The sequence below is a fragment of the Sulfitobacter sp. D7 genome, from assembly GCF_003611275.1.
GTDB classification, from domain to species: domain Bacteria; phylum Pseudomonadota; class Alphaproteobacteria; order Rhodobacterales; family Rhodobacteraceae; genus Sulfitobacter; species Sulfitobacter profundi.
On record NZ_CP020698.1, the window covers coordinates 52,624 to 72,778 of the forward strand.

14 protein-coding genes and 1 pseudogene are annotated in these 20,155 nt (G+C 53.9%); 7 read left to right on the forward strand and 8 right to left on the reverse strand.

Annotated features, from left to right (window positions below; genetic code table 11):
* Positions 1 to 87: 87 nt before the first annotated feature.
* From B5M07_RS18785 to B5M07_RS18800, 4 genes and pseudogenes are all read left to right on the forward strand, one after another.
* The gene (locus B5M07_RS18785) at positions 88 to 1,263 is read left to right on the forward strand and encodes a hypothetical protein (RefSeq protein WP_120352600.1); all 1,176 of its coding nucleotides are present in this window, start codon (positions 88 to 90) and stop codon (positions 1,261 to 1,263) included.
* Between the two features lie 22 nt (positions 1,264 to 1,285).
* Positions 1,286 to 3,121, forward strand: coding sequence for a class I SAM-dependent methyltransferase (locus B5M07_RS18790; RefSeq protein WP_162931920.1), 1,836 nt, complete (start codon positions 1,286 to 1,288; stop codon positions 3,119 to 3,121).
* A gap of 444 nt (positions 3,122 to 3,565) precedes the next feature.
* Positions 3,566 to 4,591 carry an IS110 family transposase gene (locus B5M07_RS18795; RefSeq protein ID WP_120350619.1) on the forward strand — a complete coding sequence of 342 codons (1,026 nt, stop codon included), beginning with the start codon at positions 3,566 to 3,568 and terminating at the stop codon, positions 4,589 to 4,591.
* 357 nt (positions 4,592 to 4,948) lie between these two features.
* Positions 4,949 to 5,892, forward strand: a pseudogene (locus tag B5M07_RS18800) (IS30 family transposase).
* 400 nt (positions 5,893 to 6,292) lie between these two features.
* Here the strand turns inward: B5M07_RS18800 and B5M07_RS19690 are convergent.
* Complete coding sequence (locus tag B5M07_RS19690) at positions 6,293 to 8,545, reverse strand: calcium-binding protein (protein WP_120352602.1); 2,253 nt, start codon at positions 8,543 to 8,545, stop codon at positions 6,293 to 6,295.
* Positions 8,546 to 9,081: 536 nt separating this feature from the next.
* Here B5M07_RS19690 and B5M07_RS18810 point away from each other — a divergent pair.
* Both B5M07_RS18810 and glf read left to right on the forward strand, forming a co-directional pair.
* A protein-coding gene (locus B5M07_RS18810) for an IS3 family transposase (RefSeq protein WP_441351389.1) occupies positions 9,082 to 10,277 on the forward strand; the annotation gives its coding sequence in 2 pieces (ribosomal slippage) (positions 9,082 to 9,334 and positions 9,334 to 10,277; 1,197 coding nt in all).
* Positions 10,278 to 10,498: 221 nt separating this feature from the next.
* Complete coding sequence (gene glf, locus B5M07_RS18815; protein ID WP_120352603.1) at positions 10,499 to 11,608, forward strand: UDP-galactopyranose mutase; 1,110 nt, start codon at positions 10,499 to 10,501, stop codon at positions 11,606 to 11,608.
* A 76-nt stretch (positions 11,609 to 11,684) separates the two neighbouring features.
* Here the strand turns inward: glf and B5M07_RS18820 are convergent, their stop codons facing one another.
* The 5 genes from B5M07_RS18820 to B5M07_RS18840 form a co-directional block, all read right to left on the reverse strand.
* Positions 11,685 to 13,133: a mannose-1-phosphate guanylyltransferase/mannose-6-phosphate isomerase gene (locus B5M07_RS18820; protein ID WP_120352604.1), complete on the reverse strand. Its 1,449-nt coding sequence runs from the start codon at positions 13,131 to 13,133 to the stop codon at positions 11,685 to 11,687.
* A 23-nt stretch (positions 13,134 to 13,156) separates the two neighbouring features.
* Entirely contained in the window at positions 13,157 to 14,128 is a 972-nt protein-coding gene (gene fcl, locus B5M07_RS18825) for a GDP-L-fucose synthase (protein WP_120352605.1), read from the reverse strand.
* A 1-nt stretch (position 14,129) separates the two neighbouring features.
* Positions 14,130 to 15,251, reverse strand: a complete 1,122-nt coding sequence (gmd, locus tag B5M07_RS18830; protein ID WP_120352606.1) for a GDP-mannose 4,6-dehydratase — start codon at positions 15,249 to 15,251, stop codon at positions 14,130 to 14,132.
* 115 nt (positions 15,252 to 15,366) lie between these two features.
* Positions 15,367 to 16,236, reverse strand: a complete 870-nt coding sequence (locus tag B5M07_RS18835) for a hypothetical protein (RefSeq protein WP_120352607.1) — start codon at positions 16,234 to 16,236, stop codon at positions 15,367 to 15,369.
* Positions 16,233 to 16,592, reverse strand: a complete 360-nt coding sequence (locus tag B5M07_RS18840; RefSeq protein ID WP_120352608.1) for a hypothetical protein — start codon at positions 16,590 to 16,592, stop codon at positions 16,233 to 16,235. The genes B5M07_RS18835 and B5M07_RS18840 overlap by 4 nt, the downstream gene beginning before the upstream one ends.
* A gap of 167 nt (positions 16,593 to 16,759) precedes the next feature.
* Here B5M07_RS18840 and B5M07_RS18845 point away from each other — a divergent pair, with 167 nt between their 5' ends.
* On the forward strand, positions 16,760 to 17,314 hold the full coding sequence (locus B5M07_RS18845) for a hypothetical protein (protein ID WP_120352609.1): 555 nt from the start codon (positions 16,760 to 16,762) through the stop codon (positions 17,312 to 17,314).
* A gap of 51 nt (positions 17,315 to 17,365) precedes the next feature.
* Here the strand turns inward: B5M07_RS18845 and B5M07_RS18850 are convergent, their stop codons facing one another.
* Together B5M07_RS18850 and B5M07_RS18855 are read right to left on the reverse strand one after the other, a co-directional pair.
* Complete coding sequence (locus tag B5M07_RS18850; RefSeq protein WP_162931921.1) at positions 17,366 to 19,468, reverse strand: M10 family metallopeptidase C-terminal domain-containing protein; 2,103 nt, start codon at positions 19,466 to 19,468, stop codon at positions 17,366 to 17,368.
* A 152-nt stretch (positions 19,469 to 19,620) separates the two neighbouring features.
* A complete protein-coding gene (locus B5M07_RS18855; protein ID WP_120352611.1) occupies positions 19,621 to 20,055 on the reverse strand; it encodes a hypothetical protein in 435 nt (144 codons plus the stop codon).
* Positions 20,056 to 20,155 lie beyond the last annotated feature (100 nt).

Here is a 20,155-nt window from a genome sequence, read left to right on the forward strand (position 1 = left end):
AAATGGTCTAGAACCACGTCAAAACAGCGGGCAGAAATGGTCGTTTTTCGTAGAACAGGGAATACTCGCCCAGTAAGGTAATCTACCGTGAACTCACATATTGCATCTGGTTACGGCTCCCTCGTGGTTTTCTCTTGGGGAAGCTTTGACCGTCTCAAAACCCAACTATCTGCGCTACCCATACGCTGGGAGAAAGCCTTTTGGGTCGACCCGTTCGCAGAGGCCCAACGGATCACCGCTTTTGACAAGGCGCTGCAACACGAGCGGATTGGCGCTGTTCTAAGCACAGGAAGTGGCGATTTAGAGCTTCGCAAATACTCCCTGCCCGAATTATATAGCCTGACGTCCGAAACTTCGGCCTTGAAGTCCCTCCTGCCGGGGTTGAAAGCCACTGGCATGATCAGCGTTCCGGCGGTGACCGGCGAGATTCTGGCGTCACGACTTAAGGATCTGCGTGAACCCTTTACGGTAATAATTGACTGTCCAGGTCAGGAACACGTGATCTTGGCGTTCCTAGAAACCTCTGGCCTGATGCAGAAGGTCGATACGCTCTATCTTCGCGCGGGGGACGAGCCCTTTTTTGAGGGTTCCCATGCTGCCGTTGATCTGGTGCAGATGCTTGAAAAGCAGGCGCTGTCAGCTGGCGAAATCTATGATGACGCAGACCCTAATTGGCCGGTTTACCGATTCAAATCGGACCAGCGTACGCGCTTGGTGAATAACCTGCGTGCGCAGCTGGATGATTTGGCTCAAGACATCAAGGTTCGCGACAAGGAAGCCGATCGCCTGACGACTGAACTAGCGGCCCATGATGAGATTGTATCTCAGCATAAACAGAGTGCAGATTTGCGGGCTAAAGAAATTCAGCAATTGACTAAAGAGCGGGATGCGGGACATGGAAAAGTCGCGCAGATGGAAGAGGCGCTGAAAAAGTTACGCAAGGACAATACGGTCCAGCATGCTCTGAGCACTGAGAAAACCACGCGCTTAAGCTATGAAGCTCAGCAGTTGCGTTTGGACCTGCGCCGCGCCACAGCCGTTCAGGAAACCTTGCAATCTGAGAAGGATATTCTCAGATCAAGCAACAAGGCCATTGAGGAGGAGAACCAAAAACTCCGACAGTTGCTACAGCAATTGACCCCCAAATTACGCGAAGCTGCCGAACAGGTTCGAAAGATAACCTCTCCCACCCAAGCCTCTTCGATTTTAAACAAAGAGTCGACCAAGTCTCCGAAAACGAAGGCAGGAAATATCAATGAATAGAAGAAACGCGCGGGGCAGGGCGGTGACTGATCCCTCTGCCAATGAAGCGTTGGCCCTGTTTGAAGACCTGTTGATTCTGATCGACCAAGAAGGCACAGTCCTGGACCGTGCGCCCACGCCACCGGCTTTGCCGCTTGCCAGTTTGCTGGAGCAATGTGAGTCCTTTGTTGGTAACATTTCCAAGAAAAACGGCCATTTCGCTATGCTTTGGGCCATGCCGGGGGCGCCCGAACTTTCCCGCGCGTGGTGGGCGTCTCGGTTCCCCGCGGTCGCGGTGTGGCGAATGAGCGCGCAAGAAGATGACAGCGCGGGTCTCGCCGACTGGGTGAAACAGCAGCGTGGGGCGCAGCGACCTTTCGTCGTGATTGCAACGCCTGATATAGTCCTGCCAAAGGAATTGAGCCCCGATGCGGGGGCTCTATTGCTACGCCATCCTTACACGGCATTCCACACAGCGACGCTGGGGGGAACCACGCTTACTTCATTTTGTGATAAGCTTGCAGAGGGGCTTGCTCACCTTGAAGGAATTGACAGTTTCCAATCTGACGGGGCTGTAGATGTTGATGAATGGGTCAGCGGCGCGTTGAATCTTCCGCGCAGTGCTCAAGCTGTTTCAGAATCCCCCCCATTTGAAACAGGTCTAATTCACGTACCGCCATACTTCAATGGTGGGGAGAGCTATGAGTTCCTTTGCGAGCGATTGGGGTACAAAGCCGATCGATTGCCAGAGCTTCCGGCGCGGGCACCAGAAGCACCTGTGCTTTACAGCTCCTACAATTCCTCTTCGCCAGAACGCCCGGCGGTCATTTCGACTTTTCTCGAGCGTGCGGCTTTCGTATATAGCGCTTATAATCCCGATTCTTCGCCTCTGGATCTTTCGGCGGTGCGCGATGTCCTTGATCACTGTGCGACAGATGAGGGCAAAAATTTCCTAGATACTTTTGACCGCGTCTGTGATCAGCTCACCCGCGTTGATCAAGGACTGGCTCATCTGGCTGCGGCCGAGCATTTCTCACTATTGGGTGAAAGGATGAACGCGCTCAGTTTTATCGGCAGCGCGCTTTCCTTTAGCTCTCCCAAAGCTCCTTGGTTAAGCATTCTCGCCGCCGCTGCCTATGCGGATTTGAATGTGAAGAGAGGCACACTGCGCGCGCTGGCAGCCGATGCCCTCGCACCGGGCGTGCTGGATACCACAACAAAAGAGAGCCTATCTGGGATTGTCACATCCACCTCGGGAGAGGACACCAAAGACCATGGACATAGCCTATTGATGTCAGGGCTTTCTAAAGAAGACTTACTACATGCGGAACGCAAGAAGCTTCTTGTCGAAATCGGAACCACGCGCGAGTTAGTGCCGGGTCAGGGATCGACGCAAAAGCTTGCCCAGTTTTGTCTTCAGAATGGGTTAGACTTCTTGACGGTTGATATGGATCCGCGTAACACCCGCAACGCCGCGCGCATGTTCTTTCACCAAGGACTTCCCTTCAGAGCAATTTGCGCGAAGGGCGAAGACTTTCTGAAGCAATACGATGGGGTGATTGATTACATCTTTCTCGATGCCTATGATTTTGACCATGGTAACCATTCTGAGGTCCGGCAGGATCGATACGTCAAGTTTCTTGGCTCCCGCATCGACGAAATTGCCTGCCACGAAATGCATTTGCTCTGCGCCAAGGAATTGAAAGAGAAACTGGCACCTGACGGGCTAATTTGCTTTGACGATACGTGGGTGTCTATTGAAGGTACTTGGTCTGCCAAAGGCACCCTGGCTATGCCTTACCTTCTTGAAAACGGCTTTACTGTGATTTCTGCAAAGAATAATGCCGCACTCCTACGTAGAGCGTGTAAGGTCAGTTAAGTTTTAGGGGGTGTCCGCAAATCGTGTTGGTCAAGCACCGAATAGCCCCTTGAAATGCCCCTAGTTTCCTAGACACCTGCCTTATTCAGTTTAATCGCCGGGACACCTCCCGAAACGGATACCCCCGCACCGTGATCTGATGCACCGCATCGCGCTTTAAATCGTCGCTGTAATTGCTTGTCACCATGTCGGCCTCCTCGCATCAAAGTTAGGGGGCAAAGCGTCTACAAATCTAGAAGCACCTCAGTTCGAGCACTCAATTGGTACCGCTGCCTATATTTCCAACTTCTCAGATAGACGCTTTTACAATAGCATAATTAACCCTATAGGCAGTTTCTATGTAGCGAGGGCACATTCTAAACTGATGGATTGGATGCCCCTCCTGCTGGTTCATTATAGAACCGTCCGAGCCATGGTGGTGCGGACGTCTTGCAGGAGGAACAAATGTCAGAAGCATTTATCATCGGTATCGACCTGGCGAAGCGCGTTTTTCAAATACACGGCGCTGATGCCGCAGGTAAAGTCTTATACCGTAGAAAGCTGAGCCGGCCTCAGTTCAATAAGTTTCTAAATGAGCACCCAAGTTGCATTTTTGCGATGGAAGCGTGCGCGTCCGCCCATCATTGGGGGCGTGAAGCGCTTGCTGCAGGTCATGAGGTTCGATTGGTACCGGCACGATATGTGAAACCGTTTGTCAAACGCCACAAGAGTGATGTTGTCGATGCAGAGGCCATTGCAGAAGCCGCGATGCGTCCCTCAATGCGCTTCGTCCCAGTGAAAGCCCCGGAACAGCAAGCACAGGCGATGTTGTTTCGGACGCGCGAATTGTTCGTGCGGCAGCGCACCCAGCTTATCAATTCGCTTCGCGGATACTTGGCGGAGTTTGGGATTGTGCTGCGGCTACGCATTCGGAACGCTGATATTCTCAAACGAGAAGTAGAGGAACAGGCACATAAACTGCCCGACGAAGCCAAAGGCTTGGCGGAACGGCTCCTAGCGCAGATCGAGACTATCAGCGCAGAAGTCGAAGGTCTGGATCATTCCATCAAGATGCATGCAAAAACGTCAGAGGAAACGCGGCTTATGCAAACGATGCCTGGCGTCGGCCCGATGTCCGCCATCGCAATTTCGGCCTTCTGTCCTCCCGCCAAAAACTTTCGCACGGGGCGGGATTTTGCAGCATGGCTTGGTCTTGTACCTCGACAGCATTCGACAGGTGGTAAGGAACGGTTGGGGCGAATTACAAAAATGGGCCAGAAAGATGTGAGGCGGTTGCTGATCATCGGTGCAATGTCCGTCATCAATTCCATCGAACGATGGAAGCGTTGTGCCGAACCATGGTTAGCGCGTATGCTTGAAACACGCCCCCGTATGGTTGTTGCTGTTGCTTTGGCAAACCGCATGGCTCGGAGGCTTTGGGCCATGTTGATGACGGGCCAGATTTATCGCATTCGCGGGGCCGTCGCTTAGCGGCAGACCCACGGATACCGGCAGGTATGTGAGGACGAAAGGATCGACTAAGGAAAGCGGATCGACGAGAACGAACATGGAAAAACCAGTGCAACCCTTCGCGGCTTCGAGCCCGATAAACTGATTTGGAGCCAAGTTCGCGCATCTCCATAAGGGCCAGCAGCCAAGTGTGCTGCACAAACAGGCCGGACACGTGACTGCACCCGATCATGCTATCTAAACGTCGAAACAATCACCCACATAAACCGGGGCATCCACACGTGGGTTGCGACAAATCCCCTATCTTGCTGGAAAGCAAGAAGAACGGACACGGCCCACACAGAGTTAGGATTGCGTGAAAGACGCACGATTGAAGACATGTTGAACGCGAAGATGTCAGTGAACAAGATTGCAGTTGAGATTGGGAGACATCGTTCGACCGGGTTTCGTGAGATCAAGCGGAACAGATACATTGATAAAGAGCTCCCCAATCTTAGTGGTTATTACGGTGTGACCGCGCAGAGGTCCGCCGTCGACCGGCGCGCGCGTCGGCGCAAGCTGGTGCGGTTTATTGAATTGCGAGATGCCGTGATTAAACAGCTCAAAGTTGGCTGGTCTCCGGAACAGATCGCGGGTCGACTTCAGTTGGACGGCCAGAAACTTCGTGTCAGCCACGAGACGATCTATGCCTACATTTACGGACCCGATGGCCAGTCCGAAGAATTGGCGCGGTATCTACCGCATCGCCGTAAGAAGCGGCAACCAAGACGCAGGCGAACACCTCGAGGTCTTGCTTTCCCACCAGATCGGTCGATTCACCAGCGGCCTGACTATGTTAAAACCCGCGAAACATTTGGTGAATGGGAAGGCGACCTCATGATTTTTGAGAGAGCGCAGGGTAAAACCAATATTGCGTCGCTGGTGGAACGCAAAACCCGCTTTGCCGTTCTGTTCCGCAACAACGACCGCAGTCGACGCATTTAATGAACAAGCTGATGGGTGTGATGGAACCCCTGCCCCAGCCTGCGCGAAAATCGATCACCTTTGATCGAGGGATCGAGTTCCGCGACTGGCGCAAGCTGAAGCCCGGTATCGGAACCGAGGCGTGGTTCTGCGATCCGCAGGCTCCGTGGCAAAAGGGTGCTGTCGAGAATTTGAATAAACGCGCACGGCGGTATCTGCCACGCGATGCACCTGTGGCCACGCTCTCAAATCGAGACATGAAGTCGATTTGCGACCGCTTGAATGGCACACCAAGAAAGTGCCTGAGCTGGCGCACACCAACGGAAGCCTTCAGAGAAGAACTGATGAAAATGAGATAGAGGAGCGCGTCGCAACGTGTCTTGAGATTCCACAGGCGCGCGCTACCCTCAAGCGCGACTCTTGTTAGAAAACAGTGGTTTATCTAATCAGAGGAATCGGTATGGGAACCGTTTACAAGAAACTCAGTATCACAGAACGACGCATGCAGACGCTATGGCGATACGCTTACACAATATCAGGCCGCACCCTTCGTTCGAGAACTAAACATCCTGGCAAGCGTGGCGGGCGCTTGCGATATTTGAAGGCTCGCCGCCCGCCGCGCTTGCCAAGCCCGAAACTAACGATTACCAAAATCAAATCCGCAGACTTTTATCATAAGCAAGAGGTCGGCAGGGGCATATCAAGAACCGCGCCCTTTTCTATGAAAGGACGCGGACAACGTTTGACTTTAAGCTAACATCAAAAAACAAAGTGATCGGCTGCGAGGTCTTCTACTCTTACACCTTGTATTTGTATTGTGTTCCCTAAATCATCATTAATTACAGCTTGCCCATCAATATTCCGAATGTGGTTGTTTAATAGGTCATCAAAGCTTGATATCGATGATATTAACCCCAAATTGATTACTTCTCCGCTTTGGTCCAACTCAAAATCGGATATTAAATCTTGGCCAAAGCCTTCGCGAAAGACGAAGGTATCAGCACCTCTGCCGCCTGCAAGAATGTCATCCCCCCCGCCCCCGTCAATGCTGTCATCACCCCAAGCGCCATCCAGACGATTGTCTGAACGATTTCCAATGAGGGTATTATTTCGGGCATTCCCGGTGCCGTCGATGCTATCTGAGCCAAATAAGGTTAGCGTCTCAAGATGCTGACTTTGGCTTCGCAAGGAGAACGATACTGACGCTTCGACATGGTCATTTCCTTGCCCTTGAAGCTCTACGATCCGGTCTTGAGCGTGATCAATGCGATAGGTGTCATTTCCGGTCCCCCCAACCATCTGGTCTGCACCGCCGTCATCTCGAAAAGTGTCATTGCCTGCACCGCCGATCAGGAGGTCATTCCCCCAGGCGCCATTTAGCACATTGTTTCCATCATTTCCTCTAATAGTATTAGCTCGCCCATTCCCGGTGCCGCTTATGTCATCGGCACCTGTGAGACACAGTGTTTCTAAATGTTGGCTGTGAGCTCGCAGAGAAAACGAAACGGATGCTTCAACCTGGTCATTTCCTTGTCCTTGCATTTCAACAATTCGATCTTCGCCGTGATCAACAAAATAAATATCATCGCCGCTGCCTCCGAGCATCCGATCTGCGCCGCCATCGTCTCTAAAGGTATCGTTTCCGGCACCTCCGATTAGGAGGTCATTACCCCAGGCGCCATTTAGAAGATTATCCCCTCCATTCCCCGTGATAGTATTAGCTTGGCCATTTCCGGTAGCATTAATGTTACTTCTGCCCGTTAGCGACAGTGTTTCGATATGCTGGCTATGAGACCGAAGCGAAAACGACACGGAGGCATCAACATGATCAGTTCCTTGGCCCCTAAGTTCCACTACCCGATCACCGATGCTATCAACCCTGTAAGTGTCATTTCCCACCCCCCCGAGCATACGATCTGCACCACCGTCATCTCGGAAAGTATCATTGCCTGCTCCCCCGATAAGTACATCATTTCCCCATGCACCGTTTAGGACGTTATCCCCATCGTTTCCTTGAATGACGTTGGCTTGGCGGTTCCCGGTGCCTGAAATATCTTCGGTACCGGTTAAGGTCAGTGTTTCTAGATGCTGGCTGTGGGCTCGTAGGGCGAAAGAAATTGAAGACTCAACTCGATCTTGACCTTGTCCAAGCCGCTCAAAGATCCTGTCTCCAAAGCTATCTACCACATATGTATCGTTTCCCGTCCCTCCGAGCATATCATCCGACCCGCCACCGCCAGATAGTGTATCATGCCCATTTCCACCGAAGATCGTATCTTCGCCACTCCCACCAGACATAGCGTCATTCCCGTCACCCCCCCAAATTTGGTCATTTCCAGAAAAACCATGCACAATGTCATCGTTTAATCCGGCGGCGATAAGGTCGCCGGATATGGAGCCTTCGATTACCTCGAGGACATCCTCCATGCTCGAATCAATGTCATTCACCGTGATCCCCCCATCGGCTGCATACCCAGAAGGAACGAAATTTTGAGGGTCTGCATATGTCACATCGCTAAGTGCGGTAAAGTCAGGAAGCTGATGCTCCATTATAAAATGCCGCTCGTGGTTACCCGAATTTGATTCACCATTTCCATCCATATCAACTCGGGCACCCTCTAGTGCATAAAAAATATGTCCACCCGATGGAGTTGCAATTAAAATCCACTGCTGCGCCTGCGCATTGACATCGTCATGACTACCGTTGAATTCAACGAGTCTCACATTACTTGGTAAGTTATCAAGATGAACTAGTTCACCCTCTATTCTAATATCGTCACGCGAAGGATCAAAATCTTCCAAGCGTCCAACAATGATAGAGGATACATTACTTATGTTGCTAAAGTTGAAAGTGTCATAACCTCCCCCAGCCCTTGCATGATGCCCGTGAGAAAAATCGGTAATACGTGAAAAATCAAGGTTATCCCAATGATCTAATTCCCAGTTTATCCCAGACCCGAAGGTATGAATTTGACTCGTGCTATTCGTAGCTGTGAATGTTCTTTCAAGCATCGTACCCAATCTCACCTATTGTTCCCAAGGACTATCCATACAAGTGAAGTCCTGAAAATATTCTGAAGGAGCCACACTCAATTTGATAAGCGGAGATTGTGCGATTTTAGATAGGACTAAGTGGGTAGATGTAATGTTAGAAGATGATCATGCTATTCGATTTATGGTTTTATCATAGATATGGTTAATGAGGGTGTACTTTTGGGTAGTGGCATAAGCCAAATGAATAATTTTTATTTACCATCCTTAGTGCAACTAATATGGGGATTTAACATGGGATTTTTGAATTTTCCGTTTACATTGAAGTGAATCAATACGGCTGCAGGAGTTTACCATATGATCTATTTCATCTAGCCTTCTTAGAAAGTTTAGATGAAATGTATTCCATGTTATCTAGTAATTTCCCTATTGAGCTTGGAAAATTTAGTTAGGCCCATTTCTACATTTCTGACTAGATGAGCTACCCCCCGAACATCGGACACTGACGTAAGCTGCGATTTGTAGTTTGCTGATCTTCAACACGAAGGAGATCAGGAATGTCGAAACGGAAGCAACATCACCCAGAATTCAAAGCCAAGGTGGCGTTGGAAGCGCTGAAAGGCGAAGAGACTGTCAGCGAGCTGGCCAGTCGGTTTGGAGTTCACCCGACGATGATCCATCAATGGAAACGTGCATTGCTTGAGGGCGCATCTGGTGTGTTCGAGCGAGGTAGCCGGAAGGCACCGGAAGTCGATGAAGAGCAGGTCAAAGGCCTGCATGCCAAGATTGGGGAGTTGGCCGTCGCCAACGATTTTTTGGCCAGAAAGCTCAAACCCTGGACCGGCAAGTGAGGTGCAAGATGATTGAGCCGAACATTCCGGGTCTGTCCGTCGGCAAGCAATGTTCCCTGCTGTCGATCTCGCGGTCGTCATTTTACTATGAACCCAAGGGTGAGAGCGAGATGAACCTCGATCTGATGCGCGTCATCGATAAGCAGTTCTTGGAAACCCCGTTTTACGGTGTGCGCCAAATGACGTGGCACCTGCGCAATGAACAGCATCTGGTGAACGAAAAGCGCATCCGACGCCTTATGCGGTTGATGGGTCTCATGCCGATCTACCAGAAACCCAACACGAGCAAGGCGGCGAAGGGTCACAAGATTTACCCCTACCTGCTGCGGGGGCTACGCGTGGATCGGCCAAATCAAGTTTGGTGCGCCGACATCACATATCTACCGATGCGGCGCGGCTTCCTTTATCTGGTGGCCATCATGGATTGGCACACGCGCAAGGTTCTGGCGTGGCGCATCTCGAACACGTTGGAGGCTGGCTTCTGCGTTGATGCGCTGAATGAGGCGATCCACAAGTTCGGCCCGCCAGACATAATGAACACGGACCAGGGCAGCCAGTTCACGTCTTTCGCTTGGACGAACAGGTTGCGGAGCGCAAACGTGCGCATCTCAATGGACGGCAAGGGCCGCTTCCTCCCCTCTCGGGACATCGCTGCGCGATACCCTGCCGGGCAAGGGATCAATATCTTTGTCGAACGGCTGTGGCGGTCACTGAAGTATGAATGCGTCTACCTGCATGCCTGGGAAACCGGGTCAGAGGCCCGAGATGGCGTCAGAAAATGGATCGAGTTCTACAACCACAAGCGCCCGCATTCTGCCCTTGGCGGCAAACCACCTGCTGTGGTCTATTGGCAGAGAATTGAAACAACCAACCACGATCAGCAAGTGCAAAGAGTAGCTTAAACTACGCCAGATCCTGTCCAACAAATGGGGAGTAGCTCACTCGACCTTGGACAGAATAATTGCCGACGGTTGGAAATAACACCAGACCGGCCATTATGGTAGTTAACCCGAGGGTTGTCTGTGCCACCTCTAAAAAGCCCATAGCCTCCAAGCGCTTAAGTAATTTTACTACGGATCGTTTCTATTTTATGGTGAAGAAGCGTCAAAATAGGTTCTCTTACATGCATATATTCATCATCGGTGCTGGCCTGTCCGGTGCCGTTACCGCGCGGACATTAGCCGAAGCTGGACATAAGATCACCGTGGTGGAAAGCCGCGATCATCTCGCCGGCAATTGCCATACCGCCCGCTGTGATCAAACCGGGGTCATGGTGCATCACTACGGGCCGCATATTTTCCACACCGATGACGTTGAAGTCTGGGATTACGTCAACAGCTTTGCGCTCTTTCGCCCCTATCGCAACAGGGTCAAAAGCACCGTTGACGGGGCCGTCTACTCCTTGCCGGTGAACCTGCATACGATCAACCAGTTCTTCGGCAAAACCTTCCGCCCCGACGAGGCCCGCGCCTTTATCGAAGAGACACAGGCCGATCGTACCATCACCGATCCGCAAAGTTTCGAAGAGCAGGCGCTACGTTTCGTAGGCCCCGCACTCTATGAGGCCTTTTTCAAAGGCTATACGGAAAAACAATGGGGCTGTTCGCCACGCGACCTGCCGGCATCAATCCTCAAACGTCTGCCACTGCGCTTTAACTATGACGACAATTACTTCGCACATACGTTCCAAGGCATGCCCGAGGCAGGCTATACTGCTATGGTTGCTGCTATTCTCGACCATCCCGGCATCGATTTACATCTCAACACGCCCTATTCGGAAGATATGGCAGACCGCGCCGACCATTTGATATGGACCGGCCCGTTGGATGGCTACTTTAACGCGAAGCTTGGGCGGCTTGGCTACCGCACGTTGGATTTCGAGCGGTTCACCCATGAGGGTGATTACCAAGGCTGCGCTGTGATGAACTATGGTGATGCTGAGGTGCCTTGGACCCGGATTACCGAACACAAGCATTTCGCTCCTTGGGAGAGCCACGAAGGATCAGTGCTTTACCGCGAATCTGCCCGCGCCTGTGGCGAAGATGATATCCCCTATTACCCAATCCGTCTGGTGGAAGAGAAAGCGCTGCTCAGCCAATATGAAGCGTTGGCCGCAGCGGAAGATGGGGTGAGCTTCCTCGGGCGGCTTGGCACCTACCGCTATCTTGATATGGATGTAACAATCCGCGAAGCGCTGAATTTCGCGAGGAGATTTGTTGCGGCACGAAGCTAACGGCAATGTACTGATAGAAAGAGGCCGAGAGGTGGGCAACTGTCCCACCTCTGGTGTCAAAGGACACCGATAGGATTTACCCCTTCGCCCCCTGCCCGCGTGCATAGACATCCTCATAACGGATGATGTCATCCTCACCCAGATAGCTGCCAGTTTGCACTTCGATCAGGACCATCGGCACCTTGCCGGGGTTCTCCATTCGGTGGGTCACGCCAAGCGGAATATAGACCGACTGGTTCTCGGTCACGAGTTGCACCTTTTCCCCTACAGTCACCTGCGCCGTGCCTTCGACCACGATCCAATGCTCCGCACGGTGGTGATGACTTTGCAGGCTAAGAGCGGCACCGGGATGAACAACAATACGCTTCACCTGGAAACGCGATCCCACGACGAGGCTTTCAAACCAGCCCCAAGGCCGATAATCACGCGGCAAGGTTTCGGCTTGAGAAGCCCCCTTGGCCTTCAGCGCGGCCACGGCTTTCTTCACGTCTTGTGCGCGGTCTTTATGAGCAACCAGCACCGCATCGGGCATGGCCACGGCGATAATGTCGGTTAGCCCTATGCCCACCAATTGCTGTTGAGGATCGTCGGCGCGCAGCAGGGTGTTCTCGCAATCAATTGCTGTGGCCGAGTCCGTGGTGACCACCCCGGCCTCATCCGGCCCCGACTCACGCCAAACGGCATCCCAGCCGCCTAAGTCTGACCAGACACCACCATAGGGCACAACGCTCAGGTTATCAGCCTTCTCCATCACCGCGTAGTCGATCGAGATATCTTCGACCTGCGCCCAAGCATCGGGTGCCAGGCGAGTGAAGCCGAGATCCTGTGCTGCCTGATCAACAGCCGTGCGCACCTGTGCCAGCATCTCAGGGGCATAGGTCTTGAAAGCGGTAATGATGGTCTGCACTGAAAAGAGAAAAATACCTGCGTTCCAAAGATGCTTGCCGCCCTCAAGCATCGCTTGGGCAGATGCGCTATCGGGTTTTTCGACAAAGCGTTTCAAAGGCTGTGGCTCAGGGGCAAAATCTGCACTTGGCGCCTCGCTCATCTCCAGCCAGCCATAGCCGGTTTCAGCCCGGTCAGGGCGAATGCCAAAAGTCACCAACTGACCTGCCTGTGCGGCATCAGTCGCGCCTTGTACGGCGGCGCGGAAGCCTGCCGCATCAGGGATCACATGGTCAGAAGGCGCGACTAGCATCAGCGCTTTGGGGGCGCGGACCGCAAGGTTAAGCGCAGCAGCGAGGATCGCAGGCGCCGTATTACGCCCCTCAGGCTCTATCAAAATACCCGTAGGCGCAATTTCGACAGCGGCCAATTGCTCAGTCACAATGAAACGGAAATCCGACCCAGTGAGGATCACCGGCGCGGCAAAGCCTTCGCCCGACAGCCGCAGAACCGAAGCCTGAAACAGGCTCTCATCCCCCATCAGCTTGGCGAATTGCTTAGGGTAGCTTTTGCGCGACAACGGCCAAAGCCGTGTGCCAGAGCCGCCAGCCAGAAGAATGGGATGAACAATATTGGTCATGAAATATCCTTGGAGAATGCTGATCAGTGGCGAATGCTATTTTGGTTTTTCATAAACCAGTCATAGGTGTCCTGCAGACCTTTATCGAGGTGAATTGACGCCCGCCAGCCCATGTCCGCCAAACGGCTCACATCCATCAGCTTGCGCAGGGTGCCATCCAGTTTGTTGGAATCACTGGTAATGCGTCCCTGAAAGCCAGTCACTTTGGCCACCATCTGTGCCAGCTCCATGATTGCGACATCGGTACCAGTGCCCACGTTAATGTGGCTCAACATCGGTTCGGTGTTGGCGGCATAGGTTTCAGGGTCAAGGCCGAGCACGAAAAGGCTCGCTTCGGCCATATCGTCCACATGCAAAAACTCCCGCCGCGGCTTTCCTGAACCCCAGATTTGCACCTCTTCATCGCCTGCTTGCACCGCCTCATGAAACCGCCGGATCAGCGCGGGCAGCACATGGGAATTCTCCGGGTGGAAATTGTCGCCGGGACCGTAGAGGTTCGTAGGCATGACCGAGCGGTAATCCGTACCATGCTGCCGGTTATAACTTTCGCAGAGCTTGATTCCGGCAATCTTGGCAACCGCATAGGGCTCATTGGTGGGCTCAAGCACGCCGGTTAGTAGTGCATCCTCTTTCATCGGTTGCGCCGAGGCACGCGGGTAGATGCAGCTTGAGCCGAGTTGCAGCAGTCGCGTGACACCAGCAGCAAAGGCCTGATGGATGACGTTACATTCAATCATTAAATTGTCGTAGATGAAGTCCGCCGGATAGGTGTTATTGGCATGAATGCCCCCCACCTTCGCCGCGGCGAGGAACACAACATCTGGGTTTTCGGACTGCATGAAGTCGCGCACCGCAGCCTGATCCGTTAGGTCTAGCTCCGCATGGGTGCGCGTCACCAAGTGAAGGTCTTCGCCCGCCGCTTTACGCGCCTCAAGCCGGCGCAGGATCGCGCTACCGACCATGCCGCGATGCCCTGCGATATAGATTTTCTGCATGTTAGCTCTGCTCCACGCTGATCGGCAGTGCATAGCCATGCTCTTTCAGCAGCGCATGCCGCCGCGCTGTGCGCAGGTCTTCGACCACCATCTCGGCACACATTTCCTGTGCGGTGATCTCGGGCACCCAGCCCAGTATCTTTTTGGCCTTGGCCGGGTCACCCAGCAGCGTCTCAACCTCTGCTGGACGGAAATAGCGCGGGTCAATGCGCATCACCACATCGCCGACCTTCAAACCTGGTGCCATGGAGCCTTCGATGTTAGTGACCGTCGCGATTTCGTCGACGCCTTCGCTGCTGAACTCCAGCGTCAAGCCCAGTTCCTTACCGGTCCAAGTGATGAATTCGCGCACCGAATATTGCACACCTGTGGCGATCACGAAGTCTTCGGGCGTGTCTTGTTGCAGCATCATCCACTGCATCCGAACATAGTCTTTCGCATGGCCCCAATCGCGCAGGGAGTCGATGTTGCCCATATAGAGACAAGGTTCCAGCCCTTGAGCGATATTGGCCAAACCGCGGGTGATTTTACGCGTCACAAAGGTCTCACCCCGGCGGGGGGACTCATGGTTAAATAAGATGCCGTTACAGGCATACATGCCATAGGCTTCGCGGTAGTTTACCGCGATCCAATAGGCGTACATTTTCGCCACCGCATAGGGACTGCGTGGGTGGAAAGGCGTCGTTTCGGTCTGTGGCGTTTCCTGCACCAGACCGTAAAGTTCAGACGTTGATGCTTGATAGAACCGCGTGGTTTTTTCCATTCCCAGAAATCGGATCGCTTCGAGCAGGCGCAGGGTACCGATAGCGTCCACATCGGCGGTGTATTCGGGGGCCTCAAAACTCACGGCCACATGGGACTGCGCGCCGAGGTTATAGACTTCATCGGGGCGCACTTCGGCGAGAATGCGAGTGAGGTTTGAGGTGTCGGTTAGATCGCCGTAATGCAGTTTGAACCGGGTGTGGCCTCCATGTGGGTCTTCGTAGATATGGTCGATACGTTGAGTATTGAAGGATGATGCCCGGCGTTTAATGCCATGCACCTCATAGCCTTTGTTCAAGAGGAATTCCGCCAGATAGGAGCCGTCCTGCCCGGTAACCCCTGTAATGAGTGCTTTCTTCATTCTTTTGGACCCTCTAGAAACGCTATGAACCACGGATGTAAGCGCGCGTAGACCCGCGTATCCGTTTGGACCTTAACAACTTTACTCGGGCTTGGCCTATCCCATCCTACGCATCTCAAAAATCCTCCCCGCTGCGCTCAAAACAGCGACCGGGGCGGGCGAGCCGTTGGGCAAGATCTGAAAACGAACTCCAAGTGCTGGCCAGAAAATGATCCGCCGCCGTCAGCAACAGAAGATCAGCGAGTGCATATTGTAACTGCACTGCAGAGCGGTCGTAATGCGCCCGTGGCAGCACCGCCACCCTGTCGCCATAGCGTTCGGTAAAGGCGGCATAGGTTTCAGGCAGATCGGCAGCAAGGAAGATCGTCTGGGCCTCTCCGGCGGCGATCAACTGATCGATCCGGGCGGTAAAATGTCGCGCATGGCTGCGGGCGCGCCATTCGCTCAATTCGCGGTGACGCTCGGCAGGCCAGTTTTCAGGAGATTCCCACGCCAGATGGTCATGTGCAGGTCCGGTGCCCATACGCACATGTACTGCCAGTTGATTGGGATGGCGCACGCCCGCCAACAGCTCCAACACCGGAACCGCCGGTACGAGAGAGCGTAGAAACCTCTGCTCGTCTTCATGATGTCTGAAAGGGCTCACCAACGTATAGGCCGAGCGGATGTAGATGTCCTGACCAGCCAGAACCTCGGCCTCTTCCCCAGCCAGAATAGGTTCGTCGAAATGTGAACCCGGCTCGATTTCCATGTAGTTATAGACCCGCGCCGCAAGGTATCGACATAGATCGGCAGTCTGTGCGTCTTCAATCACCGGTCCGGTGTAGTCGATCAGGTCCGACAAGCGGCAATCGCAATGGGCATCTGCCTGCCAAATCACCACCAATTCACGCCCCGTGGCACGGGCGATTGCGGCCCCTGAAGCCATGGCGCGTAACCGGTTGCACAGCCCGTGCTGCGCATCGAGAAAAAGCCGGGCGGTCATGAGTGGTCCGCCCGGCGCAAGAACCGGGTAAAACGCCAAAGACGCGAGGTGCGGATCTGGTCAAGCTCGGCTTTGATCTGTTGCGTGATTTCATGATTGGCAGCCAAAGCTTTCCGAACCGCCGCCAGTTCCGCTACGGCGGCATCACGTTCGGTAAGGGCCTCGCCTAACGCAGCCCCCTCTTGGCGGCTGTCTATCAGCGCGCGTGCCAGTACCGCTTCGCGCTGGCGCATCTCTTGGGTTAGCTGCACAGCCCATCGAGCCTGGGCAGCCTCTTCAACCGATTGCAACCGGCACTGGAGCTCCGTGTGCGCTTCGGTCACGGCCAAAGCGGTCTGTTCCAAAGGCGGGGCCATGGGTGCTTCCTCTGCAAGGGCCAGTCTAAGGCAGACGGCGCATGGGTCTGTGAAACCACAGCTTTCGGGCAAGGTCCAGACGACGGCTCAGATCATCGACAAGCTTCCCATGCCCATGCTAGCAACGAAGCCAAAGCCCGCCTCTCTCCTCCAATGCCGGATCCGATATGTCGCAGACTGTATTTCTTGCCGCGCAAAGTTTGGCACAGCTTCAAGGGCAGACCTATCAAGGTCCGGCCTCTACTACGACACCGCTGGTCGAGGGCATCTATTTCAGTTGGGATAACGAGAAGGAAGCGGTAGCGCTCGAGGTGCAATCCCCCCCCGGACAGCTTTGCCATATAACCGGGCGGATCAGCGGGACGCCGGGGTGGCTGACGCTGAACATTGCCTTGGGGGTCTTGGATTTCGCGCCCGGTGATACCTTTGGTATAGTAGCCAATGTCAGCGGGGCGCCCTGCACTCCCTATTTACGCAGCTGGCACGGTGAGACGCTTTTGGATACAGAATTGCAGGACGGCATGAGTGAAGGCGCGCAACCTCTGCTACGTACATTTGATGCGCATGATGGGGCCATTGGTCGAGGCGGTTTTCACACATTGGTGCTGCCCTTGCCCTTACAAGACTTCGCTTGGACACTCCATGACATGGCCATTTTTGCGCTCCCGGCTAGCATGGGTCTGCGCAGTGCGCCATTGACCCTGTCGAGCTTTGCCAGCTAAGACAGGCCACGCATTTAAGCGCTGCCTGTCTCGATACTTGCCTATCCTCGCTCAGAGAATATCGATCACACCCGCAAGACCGGCGCTTGTGGTGACCCCGTCCAAGATGAACTGCTCATTCGCCGAGAAGCGCAGAGCAAGGCTGCCATCTGACATCGTAACGAGGAATTGATCGACCACCTGCTGCGTGCTTAGACCACCGCCCCAAAGCGCGTCGTCGAGCCACAGCCGGTCGCCTTCGCTGATGTTGAAGTCAGTCAGGGTATCGCGGCCAAAGTTCTCGTAGAAGATAAAGGTGTCAGCCCCCACGCCGGCATCGAGTTCATCATTCCCGCTGCCACCGACCAGTGTATCATTGCCCCAACTGCCGCGCAGCGTGTCATCGCCCTCGCGCCCATAGAGCAGATCGTTCTGGCTGCCGCCGCCGATCAGATCATTGCCGCTGCCGCCATCCAGAACATCATTGGCCCAGCTACCCCAAAGCGTGTCATTGCCTGTGCCGCCATTCATAACGTCGCCGCCGCCACCACCGCTCAGCTCATCGTTCTCGGTGCCGCCATACATGGTGTCGTTACCATCGCCCCCCCAAAGAACGTCATTTCCAAGTTCGCCGTACATTAGGTCATTGCCATTGCCGCCGCCGACTGTGTCTTGGCCGTCGTTGCCATGCAGAGTGTCGTTACCGGCAGCTCCCCAGACTTGATCGTCGCCCGCCTCACCCCAGACCAGATCATTGCCGCCGCTGCCGCCGACCGTATCATTGCCCGTACCGCCATAGACAACATCATTGCCGCTGCCGCCATAAACACCATCGGCACCATTCTCGCCATAAAGCGTATCGTTGCCGTCGCCACCGTAGATGGTTTCCTCTCCATCGCCGCCCCAGACTTGGTCCCAGCCGCCGCCTGACACTATTAAATCGTCGCCGTCATTTCCGCGGATTTCATTCCCCGCCCAGTTGCCTGAGATTGTATCATTTCCAGAGCCTGCGTTAAGGTTCTCGATCAATGTACCGCGCGCGATGCCCAAGTTACCAATCAGCCCGCCCACGTCTGAAAAACTACCACCACTGAGATCAATCCGGTCAGCCGTGGTCGAAAAACTCAGATCAAGCAGATCGGTGCCGCCCCGGTCAAAAATGGTGAAGCTAATTGCCCGCCCACTATAGACCGAGCTGCTGCTGGTGCTGCTTAGGGCATTGGAGAAATACCCCGACAGGTTGGTGCCCTCGCCCCAAATGGTATTACCTTGGGTCACATTAGACGCGCCATAGAGGTTCTGGATCGCGATGATATCAACCATTTGCGCGCCTACGACGGCAGCATAGCTGGCGTTCACCGTCGTATTCTCATTCTGGTTAAAATACGACATTACCGACAGCTGCCAGCTGTCATTTGAGAAGGTCTCATCAGTGCCATAAGTGGCACTGCCATTATAGGCCCCTTGGTGACCCAGACCCAAAGCATGGCCAATCTCATGGATGTAAGTGGCGAAAGAATAGCTGTCGATCGTGGTGCCGTAGCTGCTGAGCCAACTGGTCGAAATATTCACTGTTGCAGATTGGATCACGCTGCCAATCGTCGAAGACGAGGCATAGGCACCGGACGCATGATCTTGGAAGGTCATATCGGCGCTGAAGCTACTGGTGACTTGGAACTCCAAATCGGCCACGAGTTCCCAAGCTTCAAATGCCCATCGGGCCAGTTGCTGTCCTTCGGCTGTCAGGCCGCTGATATTGACGGTGATGATATTGTCGCTGCGGGTGTCATAGCTGCGGCCTGACCGACCGGTGGATTGCCAATACCCATCGGTCAAGAAATCAGCCATTTCGTCGAGCGTCCCGGGTGCTGGCGGAACATCCACCGAAGTCTCAAGAGTATAAGTGCCAATTTGCGAAGAATATGCATCTGCCGCAATATAATAGGTTCCCGTGCTGGATGCCGTAAAGTTCATTAGAGCATTGAGCCCTGTCCCGCCATCGTCATTGGAAGCAAGCAACCGGCCGGTGCTATCATAAAGCTTTAAGTAAGGGTCGCTGAGTGTAACTCCGTTGAGCGCGAAGGTGTAGCTTTCTCCAGCCGTCAATTCGATGGCCACCCAATCCTCATCGGTAGTCGAGCTGATTGTACCGTTGAATGTATCGCCAACATCCATTCGATACCCTGTCGACGTTCCACCGGGGGCATCGCTACCTTCATGAATCACAGCAGCATCGCTGCCTACGGGGCCATCTTCTGGTCCATGGAAATCAAACGAGGCGATGGCGGTTTGGGAACGAGGCATGAGAGAACTCCGGAAGAAAGAAACTAGTTAGAAGAAAAAAGAGCGCCGCTGGCCTTCACGAGGTCATTGGCAAATTGAGCGAGCAAAGAGGGCGAAAGCCCACTGTCCATCACGTCAAAATCCAGCTGGGGCCCCATGGCTGGACCATTACCCCCCGCTTCGCGGGACAAACGGCCTGAGATCGCATGAGCGGTATAGGTGCTTACCTCTAAAGCCAAAACGGTATCACCAGCCCCAGAAGGTGCTGCCCCCATATTTACAGGAGCAGGCTGTGCGGCCCGCAAAGCCTTGGCTACGGCATTACAAAGCGCGGGATCCGCCGATGCATCACAGCGCAGGATCAACTGGCCATTCGCGCCCCTGCGGGGCTTATCGGACATGGCAGAGGAAGCTGATGAGAAAACGATCATCCCCCCCATAGTGATGATGCCAACTAAGGCGGAAATTAAAGCTCGCATGACACTCCTTTTAACGGTTTTCCGCATATCGCGCTATATCTTAATGCTAGCTTCACGGTCTGCGGGAACTTTTTTCCAAGCTGCGCGTTCTAGGGCCGGC

Excerpts from the sequence above, each read along its gene's own strand:
- B5M07_RS18795 (WP_120350619.1), top strand. The coding sequence starts at position 3,566 with ATGTCAGAAGCATTTATCATCGGTATCGACCTGGCGAAGCGCGTTTTT.
- B5M07_RS19690 (WP_120352602.1), bottom strand. The coding sequence starts at position 8,545 with ATGCTTGAAAGAACATTCACAGCTACGAATAGCACGAGTCAAATTCAT.
- glf (WP_120352603.1), top strand. The coding sequence starts at position 10,499 with ATGCATATATTCATCATCGGTGCTGGCCTGTCCGGTGCCGTTACCGCG.
- B5M07_RS18820 (WP_120352604.1), bottom strand. The coding sequence starts at position 13,133 with ATGACCAATATTGTTCATCCCATTCTTCTGGCTGGCGGCTCTGGCACA.
- fcl (WP_120352605.1), bottom strand. The coding sequence starts at position 14,128 with ATGCAGAAAATCTATATCGCAGGGCATCGCGGCATGGTCGGTAGCGCG.
- gmd (WP_120352606.1), bottom strand. The coding sequence starts at position 15,251 with ATGAAGAAAGCACTCATTACAGGGGTTACCGGGCAGGACGGCTCCTAT.
- B5M07_RS18835 (WP_120352607.1), bottom strand. The coding sequence starts at position 16,236 with ATGACCGCCCGGCTTTTTCTCGATGCGCAGCACGGGCTGTGCAACCGG.
- B5M07_RS18840 (WP_120352608.1), bottom strand. The coding sequence starts at position 16,592 with ATGGCCCCGCCTTTGGAACAGACCGCTTTGGCCGTGACCGAAGCGCAC.
- B5M07_RS18845 (WP_120352609.1), top strand. The coding sequence starts at position 16,760 with ATGTCGCAGACTGTATTTCTTGCCGCGCAAAGTTTGGCACAGCTTCAA.
- B5M07_RS18850 (WP_162931921.1), bottom strand. The coding sequence starts at position 19,468 with ATGGATGTTGGCGATACATTCAACGGTACAATCAGCTCGACTACCGAT.
- B5M07_RS18855 (WP_120352611.1), bottom strand. The coding sequence starts at position 20,055 with ATGCGAGCTTTAATTTCCGCCTTAGTTGGCATCATCACTATGGGGGGG.